Source organism: Kitasatospora sp. NPDC001095 (assembly GCF_053598615.1).
On record NZ_JBSFKQ010000038.1, the window covers coordinates 58,256 to 76,240 of the forward strand.

The 17,985-nt window shown below is 71.0% G+C and carries 16 protein-coding genes; 13 read left to right on the forward strand and 3 right to left on the reverse strand.

Annotated elements, in window-relative coordinates; translation table 11 throughout:
• Positions 1 to 160: 160 nt before the first annotated feature.
• Complete coding sequence (locus tag ACWDBB_RS26110; RefSeq protein ID WP_449791908.1) at positions 161 to 283, forward strand: SGM_5486 family transporter-associated protein; 123 nt, start codon at positions 161 to 163, stop codon at positions 281 to 283.
• Positions 284 to 406: 123 nt separating this feature from the next.
• Positions 407 to 934: a SixA phosphatase family protein gene (locus ACWDBB_RS26115; protein WP_449791909.1), complete on the forward strand. Its 528-nt coding sequence runs from the start codon at positions 407 to 409 to the stop codon at positions 932 to 934.
• 126 nt (positions 935 to 1,060) lie between these two features.
• Here ACWDBB_RS26115 and serB read toward each other — a convergent pair whose 3' ends face one another.
• Positions 1,061 to 2,317, reverse strand: a complete 1,257-nt coding sequence (gene serB / locus ACWDBB_RS26120) for a phosphoserine phosphatase SerB (RefSeq protein WP_449791910.1) — start codon at positions 2,315 to 2,317, stop codon at positions 1,061 to 1,063.
• Positions 2,318 to 2,540: 223 nt separating this feature from the next.
• Here serB and ACWDBB_RS26125 point away from each other — a divergent pair, with 223 nt between their 5' ends.
• The 3 genes from ACWDBB_RS26125 (at position 2,541) to ACWDBB_RS26135 (ending at position 7,230) form a co-directional block, all read left to right on the forward strand.
• Positions 2,541 to 5,162: an FHA domain-containing protein gene (locus ACWDBB_RS26125; protein WP_449791911.1), complete on the forward strand. Its 2,622-nt coding sequence runs from the start codon at positions 2,541 to 2,543 to the stop codon at positions 5,160 to 5,162.
• 321 nt (positions 5,163 to 5,483) lie between these two features.
• Positions 5,484 to 6,581 (forward strand): GAF domain-containing sensor histidine kinase, encoded by a 1,098-nt coding sequence (locus ACWDBB_RS26130; RefSeq protein WP_449791923.1) that lies wholly within the window; start codon positions 5,484 to 5,486, stop codon positions 6,579 to 6,581.
• A complete protein-coding gene (locus ACWDBB_RS26135) occupies positions 6,574 to 7,230 on the forward strand; it encodes a response regulator (RefSeq protein ID WP_392913946.1) in 657 nt (218 codons plus the stop codon). The genes ACWDBB_RS26130 and ACWDBB_RS26135 overlap by 8 nt, the downstream gene beginning before the upstream one ends.
• Before the next feature lie 1,027 nt (positions 7,231 to 8,257).
• On the opposite strand, the gene ACWDBB_RS26140 is transcribed toward ACWDBB_RS26135, so the two are convergent.
• Positions 8,258 to 9,061, reverse strand: coding sequence for a hypothetical protein (locus tag ACWDBB_RS26140; RefSeq protein WP_449791912.1), 804 nt, complete (start codon positions 9,059 to 9,061; stop codon positions 8,258 to 8,260).
• A gap of 150 nt (positions 9,062 to 9,211) precedes the next feature.
• Here ACWDBB_RS26140 and ACWDBB_RS26145 point away from each other — a divergent pair, with 150 nt between their 5' ends.
• The 7 genes from ACWDBB_RS26145 (at position 9,212) to ACWDBB_RS26175 (ending at position 15,301) form a co-directional block, all read left to right on the forward strand.
• Positions 9,212 to 10,003 (forward strand): ABC transporter ATP-binding protein, encoded by a 792-nt coding sequence (locus ACWDBB_RS26145; protein ID WP_449791913.1) that lies wholly within the window; start codon positions 9,212 to 9,214, stop codon positions 10,001 to 10,003.
• 120 nt (positions 10,004 to 10,123) lie between these two features.
• Complete coding sequence (locus tag ACWDBB_RS26150; protein WP_392878240.1) at positions 10,124 to 10,546, forward strand: NfeD family protein; 423 nt, start codon at positions 10,124 to 10,126, stop codon at positions 10,544 to 10,546.
• Between the two features lie 10 nt (positions 10,547 to 10,556).
• Positions 10,557 to 11,606 (forward strand): SPFH domain-containing protein, encoded by a 1,050-nt coding sequence (locus tag ACWDBB_RS26155; protein WP_449791914.1) that lies wholly within the window; start codon positions 10,557 to 10,559, stop codon positions 11,604 to 11,606.
• Between the two features lie 184 nt (positions 11,607 to 11,790).
• The gene (locus ACWDBB_RS26160) at positions 11,791 to 12,549 is read left to right on the forward strand and encodes a sulfite exporter TauE/SafE family protein (RefSeq protein ID WP_449791915.1); all 759 of its coding nucleotides are present in this window, start codon (positions 11,791 to 11,793) and stop codon (positions 12,547 to 12,549) included.
• Between the two features lie 38 nt (positions 12,550 to 12,587).
• Positions 12,588 to 12,767 (forward strand): DUF1272 domain-containing protein, encoded by a 180-nt coding sequence (locus ACWDBB_RS26165; protein ID WP_449791924.1) that lies wholly within the window; start codon positions 12,588 to 12,590, stop codon positions 12,765 to 12,767.
• Between the two features lie 87 nt (positions 12,768 to 12,854).
• The gene (locus ACWDBB_RS26170) at positions 12,855 to 13,160 is read left to right on the forward strand and encodes a 4a-hydroxytetrahydrobiopterin dehydratase (protein WP_449791916.1); all 306 of its coding nucleotides are present in this window, start codon (positions 12,855 to 12,857) and stop codon (positions 13,158 to 13,160) included.
• A gap of 125 nt (positions 13,161 to 13,285) precedes the next feature.
• On the forward strand, positions 13,286 to 15,301 hold the full coding sequence (locus ACWDBB_RS26175) for an outer membrane protein assembly factor BamB family protein (protein WP_449791917.1): 2,016 nt from the start codon (positions 13,286 to 13,288) through the stop codon (positions 15,299 to 15,301).
• A gap of 162 nt (positions 15,302 to 15,463) precedes the next feature.
• Here ACWDBB_RS26175 and ACWDBB_RS26180 read toward each other — a convergent pair whose 3' ends face one another.
• A complete protein-coding gene (locus ACWDBB_RS26180; protein ID WP_449791918.1) occupies positions 15,464 to 15,994 on the reverse strand; it encodes an HNH endonuclease in 531 nt (176 codons plus the stop codon).
• 293 nt (positions 15,995 to 16,287) lie between these two features.
• Here ACWDBB_RS26180 and tyrS point away from each other — a divergent pair, with 293 nt between their 5' ends.
• The gene (gene tyrS / locus ACWDBB_RS26185; RefSeq protein WP_449791925.1) at positions 16,288 to 17,553 is read left to right on the forward strand and encodes a tyrosine--tRNA ligase; all 1,266 of its coding nucleotides are present in this window, start codon (positions 16,288 to 16,290) and stop codon (positions 17,551 to 17,553) included.
• The last annotated feature ends 432 nt before the right edge of the window (positions 17,554 to 17,985 follow it).

Sequence of the window (17,985 nt, forward strand, 5' to 3'; positions counted from 1 at the left end):
CGCGTGCGGCAGTGAGGGGCGTGTGACGCCGCGGCGGGGCGCGTGAGGCCGTGAGGCGGTCGGACGCGGCGGGGAAAGCCGGGCCCGGGAAGGTCAAGGCCCGGCCAAGGGGGAGGGGCCAGCGGAGGACGGGCGTGTTCGGGATGGGAGACTTTCGGACATGCCCGTTCTCGATCCCAACCCCACCGACGGCCGCAAGCAGCTCGGCCGCATCGCCCTCGCCTTCGGCGCCGTCGTGGTGCTGGTGGCGATCATCGCCACCGTTGCGGCCACGATGGGCTGACGGACGCCCGTACGCCATCCGACGCCCCGGTGAACGGGGCATGATGACACTCGTCGTTCCTCGGAGTGGCGGCATCCGGGAGCGTCGCGCCGCCGGGCCGCTTTTCTGCCAAGCTTGCTGGGTATGAGCGCCGACACGCCCCGCAGGATCATCGTTCTCCGCCATGCCAAGGCCGACTGGCCGAACGGCGTGGACGACCACGACCGGCCGCTGGCCGACCGGGGCCGTCACCAGGCCCCGGACGCCGGCCGCTGGCTGGTGGACTCCGGCATCAGCCCCGACTACGTGGTCTGCTCCACCGCACTGCGCACCCGCGAGACCTGGAAGCTGGCCGTCCACGAGCTGCCGCAGCGGCCCCTCAGGACCGTCTACGAGGAGCGGGTCTACGAGGCCAGCCCCGGCGAGATCATCGCGGTGCTCCAGGAGACCCCGGAGGAGTACTCGGACGTGGTGCTGGTCGGCCACAACCCGGGGGTGCTGGGCCTGACCCAGGTGCTGGCCGGGGACGCGGGCGACCGGGACGCGCTGGAGCGGCTGCGGCTCGGGGGCTTCCCGACGGCGGCGATCGCGGTGCTCAGCTTCAGCGGCTCCTGGAAGGGCGTCGAGCCGGGCGTGGCCGAGCTGGTCTCGTACCACACGCCGCAGGACTGACCCCGGAACGTACGTGAGGGGCGCGCGGATTGATCCACGCGCCCCTCGTGTGTCCGCGGCGGCGGGACACGGAACGCAGGTGCTCCTCGGCGGGCCTCACTCCATCGGCCGTCGCCGGGTCCGCGCCTACTCGGTCGGGGTGCCGTGCAGCGCGTCGGCCGCCTCGACCTCCTCGCGGGTGATGCCCAGCAGGTACAGCACGGTGTCCAGGAACGGCACGTTCACCGCGGTGTCGGCGGCCTCGCGCACCACCGGCTTGGCGTTGAACGCCACCCCGAGGCCGGCCGCGTTCAGCATGTCCAGGTCGTTGGCGCCGTCGCCGATCGCCACCGTCTGCTCCAGCGGCACCTTCGCCTGCTCGGCGAAGCGGGCCAGCCAGCGGGCCTTGCCCGCCCGGTCCACGATCTCGCCGACCACCCGGCCGGTGAACCTGCCGTCCACCACCTCCAGGGTGTTCGCTGCCGCGAAGTCCAGTCCCAGCTGCTCCACCAGGTGGTCGGTGACCTGGGTGAAGCCACCGGACACCACCGCGACCTGGTAGCCGAGGCGCTGCAGCGTACGGATCAGAGTGCGCGCGCCCGGCGTGAAGCGGACCTCGGCACGGACCTTCTCGGTCACCGAGGCGTCCAGCCCGGCCAGCAGTGCCACGCGGGCCCGCAGCGACTCGGCGAAGTCCAGCTCGCCGCGCATCGCCGCCGCCGTCACCTCGGCGACCTCCTCCTCGCAGCCCGCGTGGGCGGCGAACAGTTCGATCACCTCGTCCTGGATGAGCGTCGAGTCGACGTCCATGACCACCAGGCGCTTGGCCCGGCGCTCCAGCCCGGCGGCGACCACCGCGACGTCCACCCGCTGGGTGGCGGCCTCCTGGGCCAGGGCGGCCCGCAGCTCGTCGGTGGCCACGCCGGAGACGGCCAGCTCGACCGCCGTCACCGGGTACTTGGCGAGCCGGAAGACACGGTCGATGTTGCCGCCCGAGGCGGTGATCCGGGAGGTGAGCGCGGAGACGGCGGCGGCGGTCAGCGGGTTGCCGAGCACCGTGACGTGCGAACGGCCCTCACGGCGCGGCCGGTTGTCACCGATGCCGGAGAGGATCTCGGCCTGGAGTTTCTGCTCGTCGGCCCAGCGGTGGACGGTGGCCCGCAGTCCACCCTCGGCACCGGGTGTGGGAGGCGGGGTGATCAGGGCGCACAGCGTGATGCGGCCACGGGTGACCACCTGCTCGATGTCGATGACGTCGACGCCGAAGCCGGCCAGCGTCGCGAAGAGGCCGGCGGTGATGCCGGGGCGGTCCTTGCCGAACACCTTGACGAGCAGGGTGCGCTCGTCCGCGGTCCGGTGCTGGGCAGCGGGGAGGGGCTCAGCGGCCAGGGGCGATGCGTTCATGGTGCCTCCCACGCTACCGGGCGGCCGAGGGCCCCGGAGCACCCGTCCCACCTCGCGGGACGCCGCGGGTCAGGGCTCGGTAGCAGCCTGGTCACAGTCGCCAGGGCTGACTTTCACCGGCGGTCGGCAGGCTGGAATGATTCCCCCCGTCAGTCACAGGAACATCGCAGCCCCGGCCGGGGGCCACAATTCGGGGGAACCGAGAGAGCGGGGCAGGCGAGCAGTGCCGCAACTCGTCATCGAGATCAACGGACAGCAGCGGACTCTGGAGCCCGGGCGGTCCTACACCATCGGGCGCAACCCGCAGTCGGACTTCACGTTCGACGATGCCAGGGTCTCCTGGCAGCACGGGACCATCAGCTTCAACGGCAGCGGTTGGCAGCTGGACGACCACGGCAGCACCAACGGAACGTACGTGGCCGGCGCCCGCACCATGCAGGCCCAGCTGTTCCCCGGTGCCGTGGTCAACCTGGGCAACCCGGAGAACGGCCCCCGGCTCGGCTTCTCCGCACCCGCGCACGCCGTGGCTCCGCAGGCCCCGGCGCCGCAGGCCGCCCCGGTGCACGAGGCCGCCACCAGCCGCGGCCCGGTGCCCACGCCCCAGCAGCCCGCCCCGCAGCAGAGCTGGCCGCAGCACGACCCGTACCAGCAGCCGCAGCCGCAGCAGCAGGCCTGGCAGGGGCAGCCGCAGGCCCAGCCGGCGTTCCCGCAGCAGCAGTACGCGCCGCCGCAGGCCCAGCCGGCCCCGCAGCAGCCCCAGCCCCAGCACGGTGGCTTCCCCCAACAGGGCTTTCCGGCCCCGCCGCGGCACGACGGCGGGCCGCAGCCGACCATCATCCGTAACCTGACGTCGGCGATGCGCACCGTCCGGATCGGCCGTGCGCTCGACAACGACGTCGTGGTGTCCGACCTCCAGGTCTCCCGCCACCACGCCGAGCTGCGCCAGCTCCCGGACGGCCGCTACGAGATCGTCGACCTCGGCAGCCACAACGGCATCTTCCTCAACGGCCAGCGGGTGCAGCGTCAGCTGATGGGCCCGCAGGACCGGCTGACCGTCGGCCACTCCAGCTTCGTCCTGGTCGGCGACCAGCTGCAGGAGTTCGTCGACACCGGTGCGGTCTCCTTCTCCGCCCGTCACCTGACCGTCGAGGTCGAGCACAAGGGCACCAAGAAGATCCTGCTCGACGACGTCAGCTTCGGTGTCCCGGAGAAGTCGCTGGTCGCTGTCATCGGCCCGTCCGGCTCCGGCAAGTCCACGCTGCTGCGCGCCCTCACCGGCTACCGCCCGGCCGATCGCGGCGAGGTCCTCTACGACGGCCGCAACCTCTACAAGCAGTTCGCCGAGCTGCGCTCGCGCATCGGCCTGGTGCCGCAGTCCGAGATCCTGCACCGCGAGCTCACCGTCCGCAAAGGCCTCAAGTACGCGGCCCGGCTGCGCTTCCCCGGCGACACCGAGGCCCGCGAGCGAGACGCCCGGATCGACGAGGTGCTGTACGAGCTGCGCCTGGACAAGCGTGCCGACAACAAGATCACCGCGCTCTCCGGCGGCCAGCAGAAGCGCGTCTCGGTCGCCCTGGAGCTGCTCACCAAGCCCTCGCTGATCTTCCTGGACGAGCCCACCTCGGGCCTCGACCCGGGTATGGACCGCGAGGTCATGCAGATGCTGCGAGGCCTCGCCGACGACGGCCGCACCATCCTGGTCGTCACCCACTCGGTGGCCGAGCTGGCGCTGTGCGACCGGCTGCTGGTGATGGCGCCGGGCGGTTCGGTGGCCTACTTCGGCCCGCCGGACGAGGCGCTGCACTTCTTCGGGTACGAGACCTGGGCGGACGTCTTCCAGGCCTTCGAGAACTACCCGGACCACGACTGGGCCGGCCGCTACCGCGGCTCGGTGCACTACCGGCAGTACTCCGCGCCCACCGTGGAGGCGGGTGAGGTGCAGCACGTCCAGGTCGCCCAGGAGGCCGTCAGGCCGCCGAAGCCGCAGAGCTGGGGCTCGCAGCTGTGGACGTTGATGCGCCGCTACATGTCGGTGCTCGCCTCGGACCGCGGCTTCCTCGCGCTGTCCGTGCTGCTGCCCGCCGTCATCGGCGCGGTCAGCGTGTTGATTCCGAACGAGCCGGGGCTCGCGCCCAATCCCAAGACGCAGCTCCACCTCAACAGCGGCGCCGCGACGATCATGCTGATCCTGGCGATCGGCGCCTGTTTCTCCGGAGCGGCCAACTCCGTCCGCGAGTTGATCAAGGAGCGGGCGATCTACGAGCGAGAACGAGCCACCGGGCTCTCCCGCTCGGCGTACATGATGTCCAAGATCATCGTGCTGGGGTTCTTCAGCGTGATCCAGGGCGCCATCATCTCCGCCGTCGGCTTCCTGCCGCGCAAGCTCCCCGAGCACGGCCTGATCGTCAAGAGCCTGCCGGTCATCGAAATGACCATCGGCATGATCCTGCTGAGCTTCGCCGCGATGATGTTCGGCCTGATGATCTCCGCGCTGGTGAAGACCGCCGAGAAGACCATGCCGCTGCTGGTCATGTTCGCCATCGTGCAGGTCGTCTTCACCGGCTGCCTCTTCCAGATCTTCAGCAAGCCCGGACTGGAGCAGGTCGCCTGGCTGATGCCGGCCCGCTGGGGCACCGGCATCGTGTCCACCACGCTCGACCTCTCCGTGCTCATGGGCCCGTGGAACAAGGACTTCCAGAACCCCAACTACGACCCGCTCTGGAAGCACAGCGTCGCCCAGTGGGCGATCGACGCGGGTGTGCTGATCGCCATCTCGATCGTCATCGGCGTCATCGTGACCCGGCTCCAGCGCCGGCACGAGCCTGAGGTCATGCAGAAGGGCTGACCCTTCTCGACGACAGGCCGAGGGGCGGCTCTCCCAGTGTGGAGGGCCGCCTCTTTCGTGTTCCGGGCGTGTTCGGTTCCGTGTTCCGGGAGGTCCCTCGGGGCTCCGGGTGGTCTCCCTAGGACTCCGGGCGGGCCCTGAGGCCTAGGTCCCCGGACCTGGGCCCGGGGCGGCCGCGGACGGACGCGGCGCTCGTCGCGACGGCGGTAGTTTGGCGATATGCCCAGCATCACCGGAGACCACCGGGCCCACCACGGCCCGCTGCTTGCCTGCGAACCGTGCCTGTCCGGGATCGAGACCGTCAGCCAGGCACTGCTCGCCATGAGCCGGCACCTGGAGGTCCGCGAGGTGCTGCGCCGCATCACCGCTTCTGCCCGCGGGCTGCTCGGCGCCGAGTACGCGGCCCTGGGTGTTCCCGACGACCACGGGGGCTTCGCCCAGTTCGTGGTCGACGGTGTCACCGACGAGCAGTGGCGGGCGATCGGCCCGCTGCCCCGGCAGCACGGCGTGCTCGCCGCGATGCTGCATGAGGCCGGTCCCACGCGGCTCGTGGACGTCCGCAAGGCACCCGCCTTCGAAGGCTGGCCAGCGGCCCACCCCGACATGGACGCCTTCCTGGGCATGCCGATCCTGGACACCGACGCGGCCGAGGACGAGCCGCAGGTGATGGGCGTCATCTTCCTCGCCAACAAGCGCGGCGGCGGCCTCTTCACCGACCACGACGAGGAACTGCTGCGGATCCTTGCCGCGCACGCCGCCCTCGCCCTGTCCAACGCCCGGCTGTACGAGCGCAGCCGCGAGCTCACGCTGGCCGGCGAGCGGGCCCGGATCGCCCACGATCTGCACGACGCCGTCTCGCAGAAGCTCTTCTCGCTGCGGCTCACGGCCAAGGCGGCCGCCAAGCTCGTCGACCGCGACCCGGCCCGGGCGCGTGCCGAGCTCGCCGAGGTCGCCCGGCTGGCCGCCGAGGCGGCTGACGAACTGCGCGCCGTCGTCGTGGAGCTACGCCCCGCCGCGCTGGAGGAGGACGGGCTCAGCGCGACTCTCGCCTCGCAGGTGCAGGTGCTCGACCGGGCGCACACCGCCGATGTCACCTTCACCGCCGACGGTGTCCGGGCGCTGCCGCCAGCCCAGGAGGCCGCGCTGCTGAGAGTCGCCCAGGAGGCGCTGCACAACGCGCTACGTCACTCGGGAGCCCGGACCGTCACTGTCACCCTGGCCGGGACGCCGGCGCGCGGCGCGGTGCTGAGGGTGCACGACGACGGGCGCGGCTTCGATCCAGAGTCAGTCCGTCGAGCCGGCCGCCACCTCGGCCTGGCCTCGATGCGCGACCGAGCGTCCGCCGTCGGCGGCACGCTAACCCTGGAGTCGGCCCCCGGCCGGGGGACGCTCGTCGAGATGGAGGTCCCCGGTGCCTGAGAGCACACCGTCGATCCGTGTCCTGTTGGTCGACGACCACCAGGTGGTTCGGCGCGGGCTGCGCACGTTCCTGGAGGTCCAGGACGACATCGAGGTGGTCGGGGAGGCCGCCGATGGGGCGGAGGGCATCGAGCGGGCCCGTGAACTCGATCCTGACGTGGTCCTGATGGACCTCAAGATGCCCGGCGTCGACGGCATCGAGGCGCTGCGCACGCTCAAGGGGGAAGGCAGCCGGGCCCGGATCCTGATCGTCACCAGCTTCACCGAGCACCGCACGATGGTTCCCGCGCTGCGGGCCGGTGCGGCCGGGTACGTCTACAAGGACGTGGATCCGGAGGCACTGGCCGGGGCGATCCGATCTGTGCACGCCGGTCACGTCCTGCTCCAGCCCGAACTGGCCGAGGCCCTGCTTTCCGACGACGGCCCTCGTGCTCCGCAGGGTCGCGGAGGCACGCTCACGGAGCGCGAGCGCGAGGTGCTGGGCCACATCGCCGACGGCCGCTCCAACCGGGAGATCGCCCGCAGCCTGCACCTCTCGGAAAAGACGGTGAAGACCCATGTGTCCAACATCCTCATGAAGTTGGACCTGGCCGACCGTACTCAGGCGGCACTCTGGGCCGTTCGCCATGGCGAGACCCGCGAGGGGTAGTGCGCTGAGGGCGCGGGGAGTTGGTGCGGGCGCTGTGTCGATCGGCAGGGTTTCGGCCAGAACTGGCGTCAAACGATGGTCCGGCATATGCCTTTCGGCAGGGATGGTCCGAATTTTGGTGACGTGTGGTCATTCGGTTGTGCCAGCCTGAAGGCCGACACCGATTCCGATGGAGGGCCGGATGAGCGCGATGCGCAGTGATTGCGGGCCTGCCGTGCTGGCCCATGAGTTCGAGTTGACGTGCCGCCTGTCCGGCGCGTCCATCCCGTCCAGCTCTGAGGTGCCCCTGGCTTCCGAGCGCGGAAGCCCGGGGCGGGGGCCGGACGAAACCCTCTTGTCGGGGTGTCAGGACATGGATCCGGATATCGGCGCCTCGGAAGCCGCCGAGCGTCGGGCGCGGTCGGCCCGGGCGGCAATCCGCGACCGGCAGGCGTACGGGCCGGAGCTGCTGAGGCGCCGGCTCCGGATGCGGCGCTGGCAGTTCAACCTGGCACGGGAACGCGAACTGATCCCCGAACCGGACCTCGACAACGGCACCTGGTCGGCCCTCGTCGAGGTGCAGCTCGAGGCTCGTGCCGAGGAGATCGTCCTCGCGTTGGGCGCCGTGCCTCCGGTGGGAGCGACCAAGGCGGCCACGGTGCTGAGGCACACCACCGGTCTGCTGGTGATCGCCGAGGACGTCAGACGCCTTGCCGCCGCAGGGGAGCTGCGACCCTGTGGCGGATACCGGGGTTGGCCGACGTACAGCCGGGAGACCTTGGCCGCAGTCCCGTTTGCCGCGGTGGAGCAGGCCGTCATGGAGCGCATGCGCAAGGCCGCGGACACGGCGAGAGCCGCGGTCGAGGTGCTGGAGCGGCGGCTTGCGGCGAGCTTCTCGGAGGAGGAGGCGGCCGAGATCCTGGGGTGGTCCCGGCGCAGGCTGGCGGCCGCTACGACGCAGGGAGACCTGACCATCGGGCCCGACGGCAGGTACGAGCGCGCCGAGGTGATCGCGCTCGCCGCTGCCGGCTCCGGGCCCCACCACCTCTCAGCGGTCGTCTCGCTCGTCGACGAGGGCGTTGTAGGCGGCCACCTGGGCGCGCCGGGCGGTGCGCCGCAGCGGGGTCAGGACGGATTGGCGGGCCGCCATCTCCGAGGCGCTGACGGCAGCGCCGTGGCCGCCGGAGGCGATGGTGAGCAGGGCGGACACCTGGCGGGCCGACTCCAGGACGCGGACGGCCCGGGACGGGTAGCCGGGGGCGAGCAGTTCGCTGTGGCCACGCCGGCGGTACGCATCGAGGGCGCGCAGGGCCTCAGGCCCGGCCCCGGCCACGTCGAGGCGAGCGAGCATGGCGGTAGTCTCCCTCAGCCCGTCTGCGAGCTCACGCTCGGCTTCGTGGAGCGACGGCACGTCCGCCGGAGGTGCGTCATTGACCTCGGAACAGCGCCACAGCACGGTGGCCGAGCGGTCGCCGGCCGGACCGTACACTTCCACCTCCGGCACCAGCCCGAGCGGTGCGCCCACAGCCAGGACGGCCTCACCCGCACTCATGGCCTGCTCGTTGAAGGCCCTCGGGCCGGTCAGCCCGAGCGGATGCCCGGCTGAGGGCAGCGCGAGACGAAGACCCTTCACACCGAGTACTCGCAGTCGGCCCAGCGCCCAGGTCAGGCCGTGCTGCTCGCCAGGTTCGTCGCCGGGAAGCCCGGTGACCCGATGGATCTCGTCTGCGCCCAGGACTGCCGTGGCGGCGTCGTCCGGAGGGACCAGACCAGCCAGCAGGGCATTGCCCCATGCGGTGAGCCGCCCCGAACGGGGCTCTTCGTACGGATTGTCGGCAGGTGTCGCGAGCATCCGGCCAGCCTACGGAATCGGCGGTCATCCGCGTGGCGTAGGTTTGCCCATGCGTGTGCGGCGCACCCACCCCGTGCCCACCGGCTGCCGGAGTAGGCTCGCCGCCCGCACCGACGGCCGAGAATCTTGTTTTTTGGGGAAGGCGTAGGCATGAGCGACGTGCTGGAGCTGGTGGACGTATCCGTGGTCCGGGAGGGGCGCGCGCTGGTCGACCAGGTCTCGTGGTCCATCTCCGAGGGCGAGCGCTGGGTCATCCTGGGCCCGAACGGCGCCGGCAAGACCACGCTGTTGCAGATCGCGTCCTCGTACCTGTTCCCGACCTCGGGCAAGGTCACGGTGCTGGGCGAGAAGCTCGGTGAGATCGACGTCTTCGAGCTGCGCTCCCGGATCGGCCTGGCCGGCGCCGCCATGTTCGACAAGCTGCCCGCCGAGCAGACCGTGCTCCAGACCGTCCTCACCGCCGCGTACGGCATGACGGTCACCTGGCAGGAGACCTACGAGGAGTCGGACGAGGCCCGCGCCCTTGCCCTGCTCGACCGCCTTGGCATGGCCAACCTCACAGACCGCAAGTTCGGCACCCTCTCCGAGGGGGAGCGCAAGCGCACCCTGATCGCCCGCGCCCTGATGACCGACCCCGAGCTGCTGCTGCTCGACGAGCCCGCCGCCGGCCTGGACCTTGGTGGCCGCGAGGACCTGGTCCGCAGGCTGGGCGCGCTCGCTCAGGACGAGTTCGCCCCGGCGATGGCGATGGTCACCCACCACGTCGAGGAGATCGCGCCGGGCTTCACCCATGTCCTGATGATCCGCCAGGGGAAGGTGCTCACGGCCGGGCCGATCGACACCGAGCTGACCGCCCGCAACCTTTCCAAGTGCTTCGGCCTGCCGCTCACCCTGGAGCGGCACGGAGACCGCTGGTCGGCCCAGGGTCTGCCGCTGGGCTGAGGCCCCGTCCGTTCGTTCATCCGGAAGGCCGTCGGAACCGGTCGCACGTGCGACCGGTTTCCGCCCCTCGACCTGCGGGAACTGTCCGCTTCGAAGGCCTTCGCTCCCTAGGATGGACGTGTGGACAGCTGGATCTGGTGGCTCCTGGCCGCCGCAGGGCTCGGCATACCGCTGGTGCTCACCGCGATGCCGGAGTTCGCCATGTTCGCGGTCGGGGCGCTGGCCGCCGCCGGCGTGGCCGCGCTGGGCGGGGGAGTGGTCCTGGAGACCGTGACCTTCGTCGTCGTCTCGGTTGCTCTGGTGGTCTTCGTCCGCCCGATCGCCTACCGGCAGCTTCGAAAGGGCCCGCAGGTCAAGATGGGCATCGAGGCGCTCCAGGGCGCCACCGCGGTCGTCGCGGAAACCGTCGACGGGGAGGGCGGGCGGATCAAGCTGAGAGGCGAGATCTGGTCGGCCCGTGCGCTCCACCCGGGCCAGGTGTACCAGCCGGGGCAGCAGGTCGACGTCGTCGAAATCCAGGGCGCGACCGCCCTGGTCGTCTAGGGGAGAGTCCGTGGAACCCGTCCTTATCGTTTTGGTCGTCCTGGTCGTGGTGGCCTTCATCGCGCTGATCAAGACGATCCAGGTCATCCCGCAGGCCAGCGCCGCGATCGTGGAGCGCTTCGGCCGCTACACCCGGACGCTCAACGCTGGGCTGAACATCGTCGTCCCGTTCATCGACCGGGTTCGCAACCGCATCGACCTGCGCGAGCAGGTCGTGCCGTTCCCCCCGCAGCCGGTGATCACCCAGGACAACCTGGTCGTCAACATCGACACCGTCATCTACTACCAGGTGACCGACCCCCGCGCCGCGACGTACGAGGTCGCCAGCTACATCCAGGCCATCGAGCAGCTGACCGTCACCACGCTGCGCAACATCATCGGCTCGATGGACCTGGAGTCCACCCTCACCTCGCGCGAGGTCATCAACGCCGGCCTGCGCGGCGTCCTGGACGAGGCCACCGGCAAGTGGGGCATCCGGGTCAACCGTGTCGAGCTGAAGGCGATCGAGCCGCCGACCTCCATCCAGGACTCGATGGAGAAGCAGATGCGCGCCGACCGGGACAAGCGCGCCGCGATCCTCACCGCCGAAGGCCAGCGCCAGGCCCAGATCCTCAAGGCCGAGGGTGAGAAGCAGGCCGAGGTCCTCAAGGCCGAGGGTGAGGCGCAGGCCGCGGTCCTGCGCGCGGACGGTGAGGCGGCCGCGATCCGGACGGTCTTCGAAGCCATCCACGACGGCGACGCCGACCAGAAGCTGCTCGCCTACCAGTACCTCCAGACCCTGCCCGAGCTGGCCAAGGGCGACTCCAACAAGCTCTGGATCATCCCCAGCGAGGTCGGCGACGCGCTCAAGGGCCTCGGCGGCGCCTTCACCGGCCTGACCGGCAACGGCGGAATGAACGGCGGCGCGGTCGCGGCACCCAGCATCACGCAGACCGCCCCGGCGGCCACCCAGGTGCCGCTGGACCCGGCGGCCGGCCCGCGGCCCGTGGACACCGAGAAGGGCGCCGCCCGTCCCCGGGTGGACCCGGCTCGGGAGTACCCGAAGATCGACCCGGAGTGATCGGTCGAACCCCATGACTGGCGAGGGCCCGCTGCCGAGAGGTGGCGGGCCCTCGGCCTTTCGGGAGGCCGACGCGTACGTCCCGGGGTGTGTGGCGTGCGTCCCGAATCGTGGGCGGGTCTGGTCGGCGCGCGAGGCCGTCCGGCATGATCCCCTCGGACAGGACCGAGAGGAGAGGCGACCCATGACGCTCTGGGAGTCGATCGCCGTCCTGGCGGCCGGCGTCGGCGCCGGGATGATCAACGTCATCGTCGGTTCCGGCACGCTGATCACCTTCCCGGTCCTGCTCGCCGTCGGCATCCCGCCCGTCACCGCCAACGTCTCCAACTCATTCGGCCTGGTCCCCGGCTCGCTCAGCGGCGTGATCGGGTACCGCCGTGAACTGGTGGGCCAGGGCCGCCGGGTGCTGCGCATGGGCACCGCCTCACTGCTCGGCGGGCTGCTCGGGGCGCTGCTGCTGATCAAGTTGCCGAGCGGGGCCTTCGATGCGATCGTCCCGGTGCTGATCCTGCTCGCGCTCGTTCTGGTGGTGATCCAGCCGCGGGTGGCCAAGGCCGTCGCGGCCCGCCGCCGACCCGGTGGCGATCCGGACGGCAGCCTGGTGCTGCTGATCGGGGTGTTCCTGACCGGCATCTACGGCGGCTACTTCGGCGCCGCGCAGGGCGTGCTGCTGATGGCACTGATGGGGATGCTGCTCCAGGAGGACCTCCAGCGGATCAACGCGGTGAAGAACGCCCTGGCGATGATCGTGAACGCGGTCGCCGCGATCTTCTTCCTCTTCGCCTCGACCGTGAACTGGGCCGCCGCCGGTCTGATCGCGGCGGGATCGCTGGTCGGTGGCCTGCTCGGTGCCAAGGTGGGCCGCCGCCTCCCCCCGACCGCGCTGCGCGGTGTCATCGTGGTGGTCGGTCTCGTGGCCGTCGCCAAGCTTCTGTTGAGCTGAACAACCGTCACATCGTGTGCAAATCGGAGAAGTACGCCATGGCCCTGGAGATGCGTGAGAGCTGCGAGCGCTGCGCGGTGTCGCTGACCGCGGACGGCCGTGCCTCGATATGTTCCTACGAGTGCACCTTCTGCCCGGACTGCACCGAGGCCATGGCCGACAGCTGCCCCAGCTGTGGTGGCGAACTGGTGGCCCGTCCGCGGCGGAAGGCCGCCTGACACCGGAACCCCGGACATTCCGGTAGCCCGGAGTCCCGGCACTCCGGAATCCCGGCACCGGACCGACGACCCATCAGGAGCGCGGCGATGAGCAACAGGGTACGGCTGAACGAGGACGAGATCACGGCGGCCCTGGTGGCGCTGCCCCAGTGGACGCGGGAGGGTGACAGCATCTCCCGCACCGCCGACGCCCCGGACTTCCCGGCGGCGATCCGGGTGGTCGTCGCCGTCGCCGAGCAGGCCGAGGCGCTCGATCACCACCCAGACATCGACGTCCGCTGGCGCACGCTGCGCTTCGTCCTGTCCACCCACAGCGCCGGCGGCCTCACCGGGCTCGACTTCTCCCTCGCCGCCCGGATCGACGAGGCCCTGCGCGCCGAGTCGGCGGCCTGACGCGGAACGACCGCGAAGCCCGGGACCGTACGGCCGAGGGCCGAGGGCCCGGGCGGCGCCTCCGGGCGGGCGTGAGATGCTGACTGCCGCATCGGCAGGCGGACGGCTCGGAGGGACGGGAACGGATGGCGCAGGAGCCCTTCGGAGACGCCCACCCCCGGCAGCCGTGGCCGCCCCAGGGCCACCAGGACTGGCAGAACGACGCGTGCGGCGGCTACTCCGAGCAGCAACAGGCACCTCAGCAGCCGTCGCAGTGGCAGCCGCAGCCGGGCTACGGCTCAGCCGAGTACGGGCAGCAGCAACAGCATCCGCAGCAGCAGTTCGGCCAGGGCGGCTACGGGCACGCCGGCCATGACCAGAGCGGGTACCACCAGAGTGGGTACGGCCAGTCCGGCTTCGGTCCGACCGGCTATGTCGAGGGCCGCTATGTCGAGGGTGGCTACGTCCAGGGCCGGTACGACGGCCAGGAGCAGTACCAGCCGTATCCGCAGTACCCCGACCACACACAGCAGCACCAGTCCTACGCGCCGTACGCCACGTCGGAGCAGCCCGCCGCCGCTGAGGGGCTGTACGTCCCGGCGGGGGCGGAGTACTCGCCGGACGGCTACGTGCACATCGAAGAGGTCGAGCCGGCACCCGCGCCCGGCCCCGAGCAGCCTGCGGGGACCTCTCGGGAACAGGCCCCCGAGCGCCAGGTCGAGACCGCCGCACCGTCGAGGGCCGCTGCTCGTCGAGGCGCCGGCGGCGGAGCCGGTTCCGGTTCCGCCGCGGGCTCCGGCTCCTCGCTTTCCGCCAAGGCCCGGAAGGCCGCCGGCGCGGTGCTGACCGGGGAGCACGTGCCCAGCCGCAAGGCCCTGCTGGTGCGGACCGGCGCCGGTGTGGCCGCGCTGGGTGTGCTGGTGGCCGCCGGGTTGACGGTTGGTGCCGAGGGCGGCGGCAGCGCGGCGGCGAGCAGCGGCGGCGAGCCGGGTTTCGCGGTGGCGCACGCCCGGGCGTGGGCCGCGCAGCCCGCCGCGACCGGTTCGTCCGGGGGCGACGACACGCTGATCGGCAGCTGGCTGCTGGCCGACGTGGTGGTCCGGGCCGACGGCTCCGGGGTGCGCGCGTATGACCGGGCGGGTGGCAAGCCGACCTGGTCGGTGGAGCCGCCGGCCGCCGGGGCCGCTCCGTGCGGGCTGTCGGCGGGGGTGAACCAGGCGGGTCTGGGCGCGGTGCTGTTCCGTCCGCAGGCCGATCCGAAGAGCCCCTGCACGCTGGTGACGGCGGTGGACACCAAGACCGGCAAGACCGCCTGGAACAGGACTCTCTCGGACGCCAAGGGCGCGTACTCGGCCCGGGTCGGCGTCACCGAGGACAAGGTGGTTGCCGTCGGTGACGACCGGGCGTTGGCCTGGGAGTCCGCCGACGGGAAGGACGTCTGGCAGTACACCGGCCAGGGCAAGTTCTGCACCCTCTCCGGCGGCGTCAGCGGCAAGACCGTGCTCGTCGCCTCCTCCTGCGCCGATTCGACCCCTGCCGACCAGACCGTCGCGCTGAACACCGCGGACGGCAAGGTCGCCTGGTGGCGGGGCCTGAACAACCAGCCGAAGACGGTGACCGTGCTGTCCGCCGAGCCGTCCGTGGTCCTCACCACCGGCGAGAAGCCCGAGGCGGACCGGCTGTTCGCCTGGGGTACGGGCGGCGATCCGGCCGCCGAGATCCCGGTGGCCGTCGACGGCGGTCGGCTGGACGTCGCCCACGGTACGTTTTCGGCCACTCCCGGCGTGTACTTCGAGGGCCGGACGATGGTGACCACCCTGGCCCCTCCGAACGGCGGCGGACAGGTGGCCGCCGTCGGCTACGACCTGGACACCGGCAAGCAGCGCTGGAAGGTGCCCACCGCCGCCAAGGGCGCCGCCCGGGCCGTGGGCATCGACGGCGGGTCGCTGGTGCTCGCCGCCGATGAACGACGGGACCAGCCCGCCCGCCTCAGCAGGTTCCCGCTGGCGGGCGGCCAGGAGGCGATCGGCGGCAACTTCCCGGCCGGCACCGGTTCGCTCCTGATCTCCGGAAGGGTGCTGATCGGCGGCGGGCAGGTGGTCGTGGTGCCCGAGCACTCGACCAACTACGGCACGGCGGCGGGGTACCAGGCGAAGGACTGAGGACCTCCGTCCGTTCCCCTCCGTCCATGCCATCCCACAGGCACCCGCCGCCGTCCGGACGCCGGGAGCGTCCTCAGACCGGGAGCGTCGAGAGTTCCGAGAGCGTCGACAGCGCTGAGGGAGCCGAGAGCGCCGAGAACGCCCCTGTGCTTGGAAACCGCCTCACGCCGCCGAGACGGGTCGGCCCGGTACGGCAGGCAGCCAGTCGGCGAGGTCCCGGACCTCCGAGCTGCGCAGGCCGAGCGCGAGCATGAGACTCGCCTGCGGCGTCGGTACGAACGGGCGGCGCAGCAGCTTCATCCCGGCCTGCTCCGGCGTGCGGTCCGCCTTGCGCTGGTTGTCCTCCGCGCACGCGGCGACGGTGTTGATCCAGCTGTCGGCACCACCGCGCGACTTCGGCTGGAGGTGGTCCACTGTGGTGGCCCGCCGGCCGCAGTACGCGCACAGGTGCTGGTCGCGGGCCAGGACGCCCCGCCTCGACCACGGAGCCTGTTGTCGGAACGGCACCCGTACGTACCGTTGCAGTCTGATCACCCGTGGCACCGGGACGGCCACGCCCGTCCCCCGGATCGAGCGCAGCGGATGCGCCTGCTCCACCACCGCCTTGTCCTGGAGCACCAGGACGACGGCGCGCTGGAGCGACACCGTCGTCAGGGGCTCGTAGCTCGCGTTCAGAACCAGCGTGTTGCGCACTCGGCACACCCTTCCCGCAGGCGTGCCACGGCGGCACGACCGTCTCCACACACGTCACTGCCGCCGCACGGCGGTGGAACCACTCTGAATGGGCCCGCAGCCGTCGAACAACGGAATTTCCGGTATCGGGGAGGGGCCCGGGAGAGCGGGCCCTCCGACCCGGTGGGGTGCCTCGGGGAAAACTCGCTGGCCGGAACCGCGTAGGCTCTATCAGGCTGGAGTCGTACCGACCCGGGGCCCGACCGAATCGGGCCGGCACCGGGCGGACGCCCGATCGAAGGAGAAGCGTGACCGTGACGGACATCGTCGACGAGCTGCAGTGGCGTGGGCTGATCGCCCTTTCCACTGACGAGGACGCACTGCGCAAGGCGTTCGCGGACGGCCCGGTCACGTTCTATTGCGGCTTCGACCCGACGGCCCCCAGCCTGCACCTCGGCAACCTGGTGCAGATCCTCACCATGCGTCGCATCCAGCAGGCGGGGAACCTCCCGCTCGGTCTGGTCGGCGGCGCCACGGGCCTGATCGGCGACCCGAAGCCCACCGCCGAGCGCGTACTCAACGACCCCGAGACGGTGGCCGGCTGGGTCGAGCGCCTGCGTGGCCAGATCTCGCGTTTCCTCGACTTCGAGGGCCCGTACGCGGCGCGCATGGTCAACAACCTGGACTGGACGTCCGGAATGTCGGCGATCAGCCTGCTGCGTGACGTGGGCAAGTACTTCCGGGTCAACAACATGATCGCGAAGGAGGCCGTCGCCCGACGGCTCAACTCCGACGCGGGCATCAGCTACACCGAGTTCAGCTACCAGATCCTCCAGGGCATGGACTACCTGGAGCTGAACCGCCGCTACGGCTGCGCCCTGCAGACCGGCGGCAGCGACCAGTGGGGCAACCTGACCGCCGGCACGGACCTGATCCGCAAGGCCGACGGCAAGTCCGTCCACGCGCTGGCCACGCCGCTGATCGTCAAGGCCGACGGCACCAAGTTCGGTAAGACCGAGTCCGGCACCGTCTGGCTCGACCCCGAGCTGACCACCCCGTACGCCTTCTACCAGTTCTGGCTGAACGCGGACGACCGGGACATCCCGAACTTCCTGCGGATCTTCAGCTTCCGCTCGAAGGAGGAGATCGAGGAACTGGAGCGCGAGACCACCGAGCGCCCCGCCGCCCGCCTCGCCCAGCGCGCCCTCGCCGAGGAGCTCACCACACTGGTGCACGGCGCGGAGCAGTACGAGCGCGCGGTCGCCGCGTCCAAGGCGCTGTTCGGCCAGGGCGACCTGGCGGACCTGGAGGCCCCGACCCTGGCGGCCGCCCTGGCCGAGGTCCCGAAGGCCGAGGTGTCCGAGCTCCAGACGGTGGTCGACCTACTGGTCGCCGTCGGCCTGTCGCCGAGTCGCTCGGCCGCGCGCCGGACGATCAAGGAGGGCGGTGCCTACCTCAACAACGTCAAGGTGACGGACGAGGAGGCTGTGCCGACCGAGGCCGACCTGCTGCACGGCCGCTGGCTCGTGCTGCGGCGCGGCAAGCGGAACCTGGCGGCGGCGGAGCTGGTCGCCGGCTGAGGCGTGGCCATGGCTGAAACAAACCTGCTCTGAGCTGCGGTTTCGAGCCTCGAGGGCCGGATCTGGACAGATCCGGCCCTCGGCGTTTGACGATGTCGTCCAGGTGGCCTAGTGTTGAACGAGTCGCTGGAGCGGCCATCCCACTCGGCAAGACCCACTCTCGCTCTGATCCCCATGAAAATGGGCTTGTTGGCGTTCCCGCCAACCGGAGCGAGTGTGAATTTCGAGTGACGCTCGAAATGCGTTAGTGTGGTGGACGTCGCGAAAGCGATCCCGGCCAGTTACGGGAAATCGGATGAATGAAACTCCGGAAAACGGAGCGGAAAACATCTGATAGGCTGGAAACACGAAAGAACGAAGCCCGGAGGGCCCGCTGGAAGGCGGTCCGAAGGAAGCGTCCGTTCCTTGAGAACTCAACAGCGTGCCAAAAGT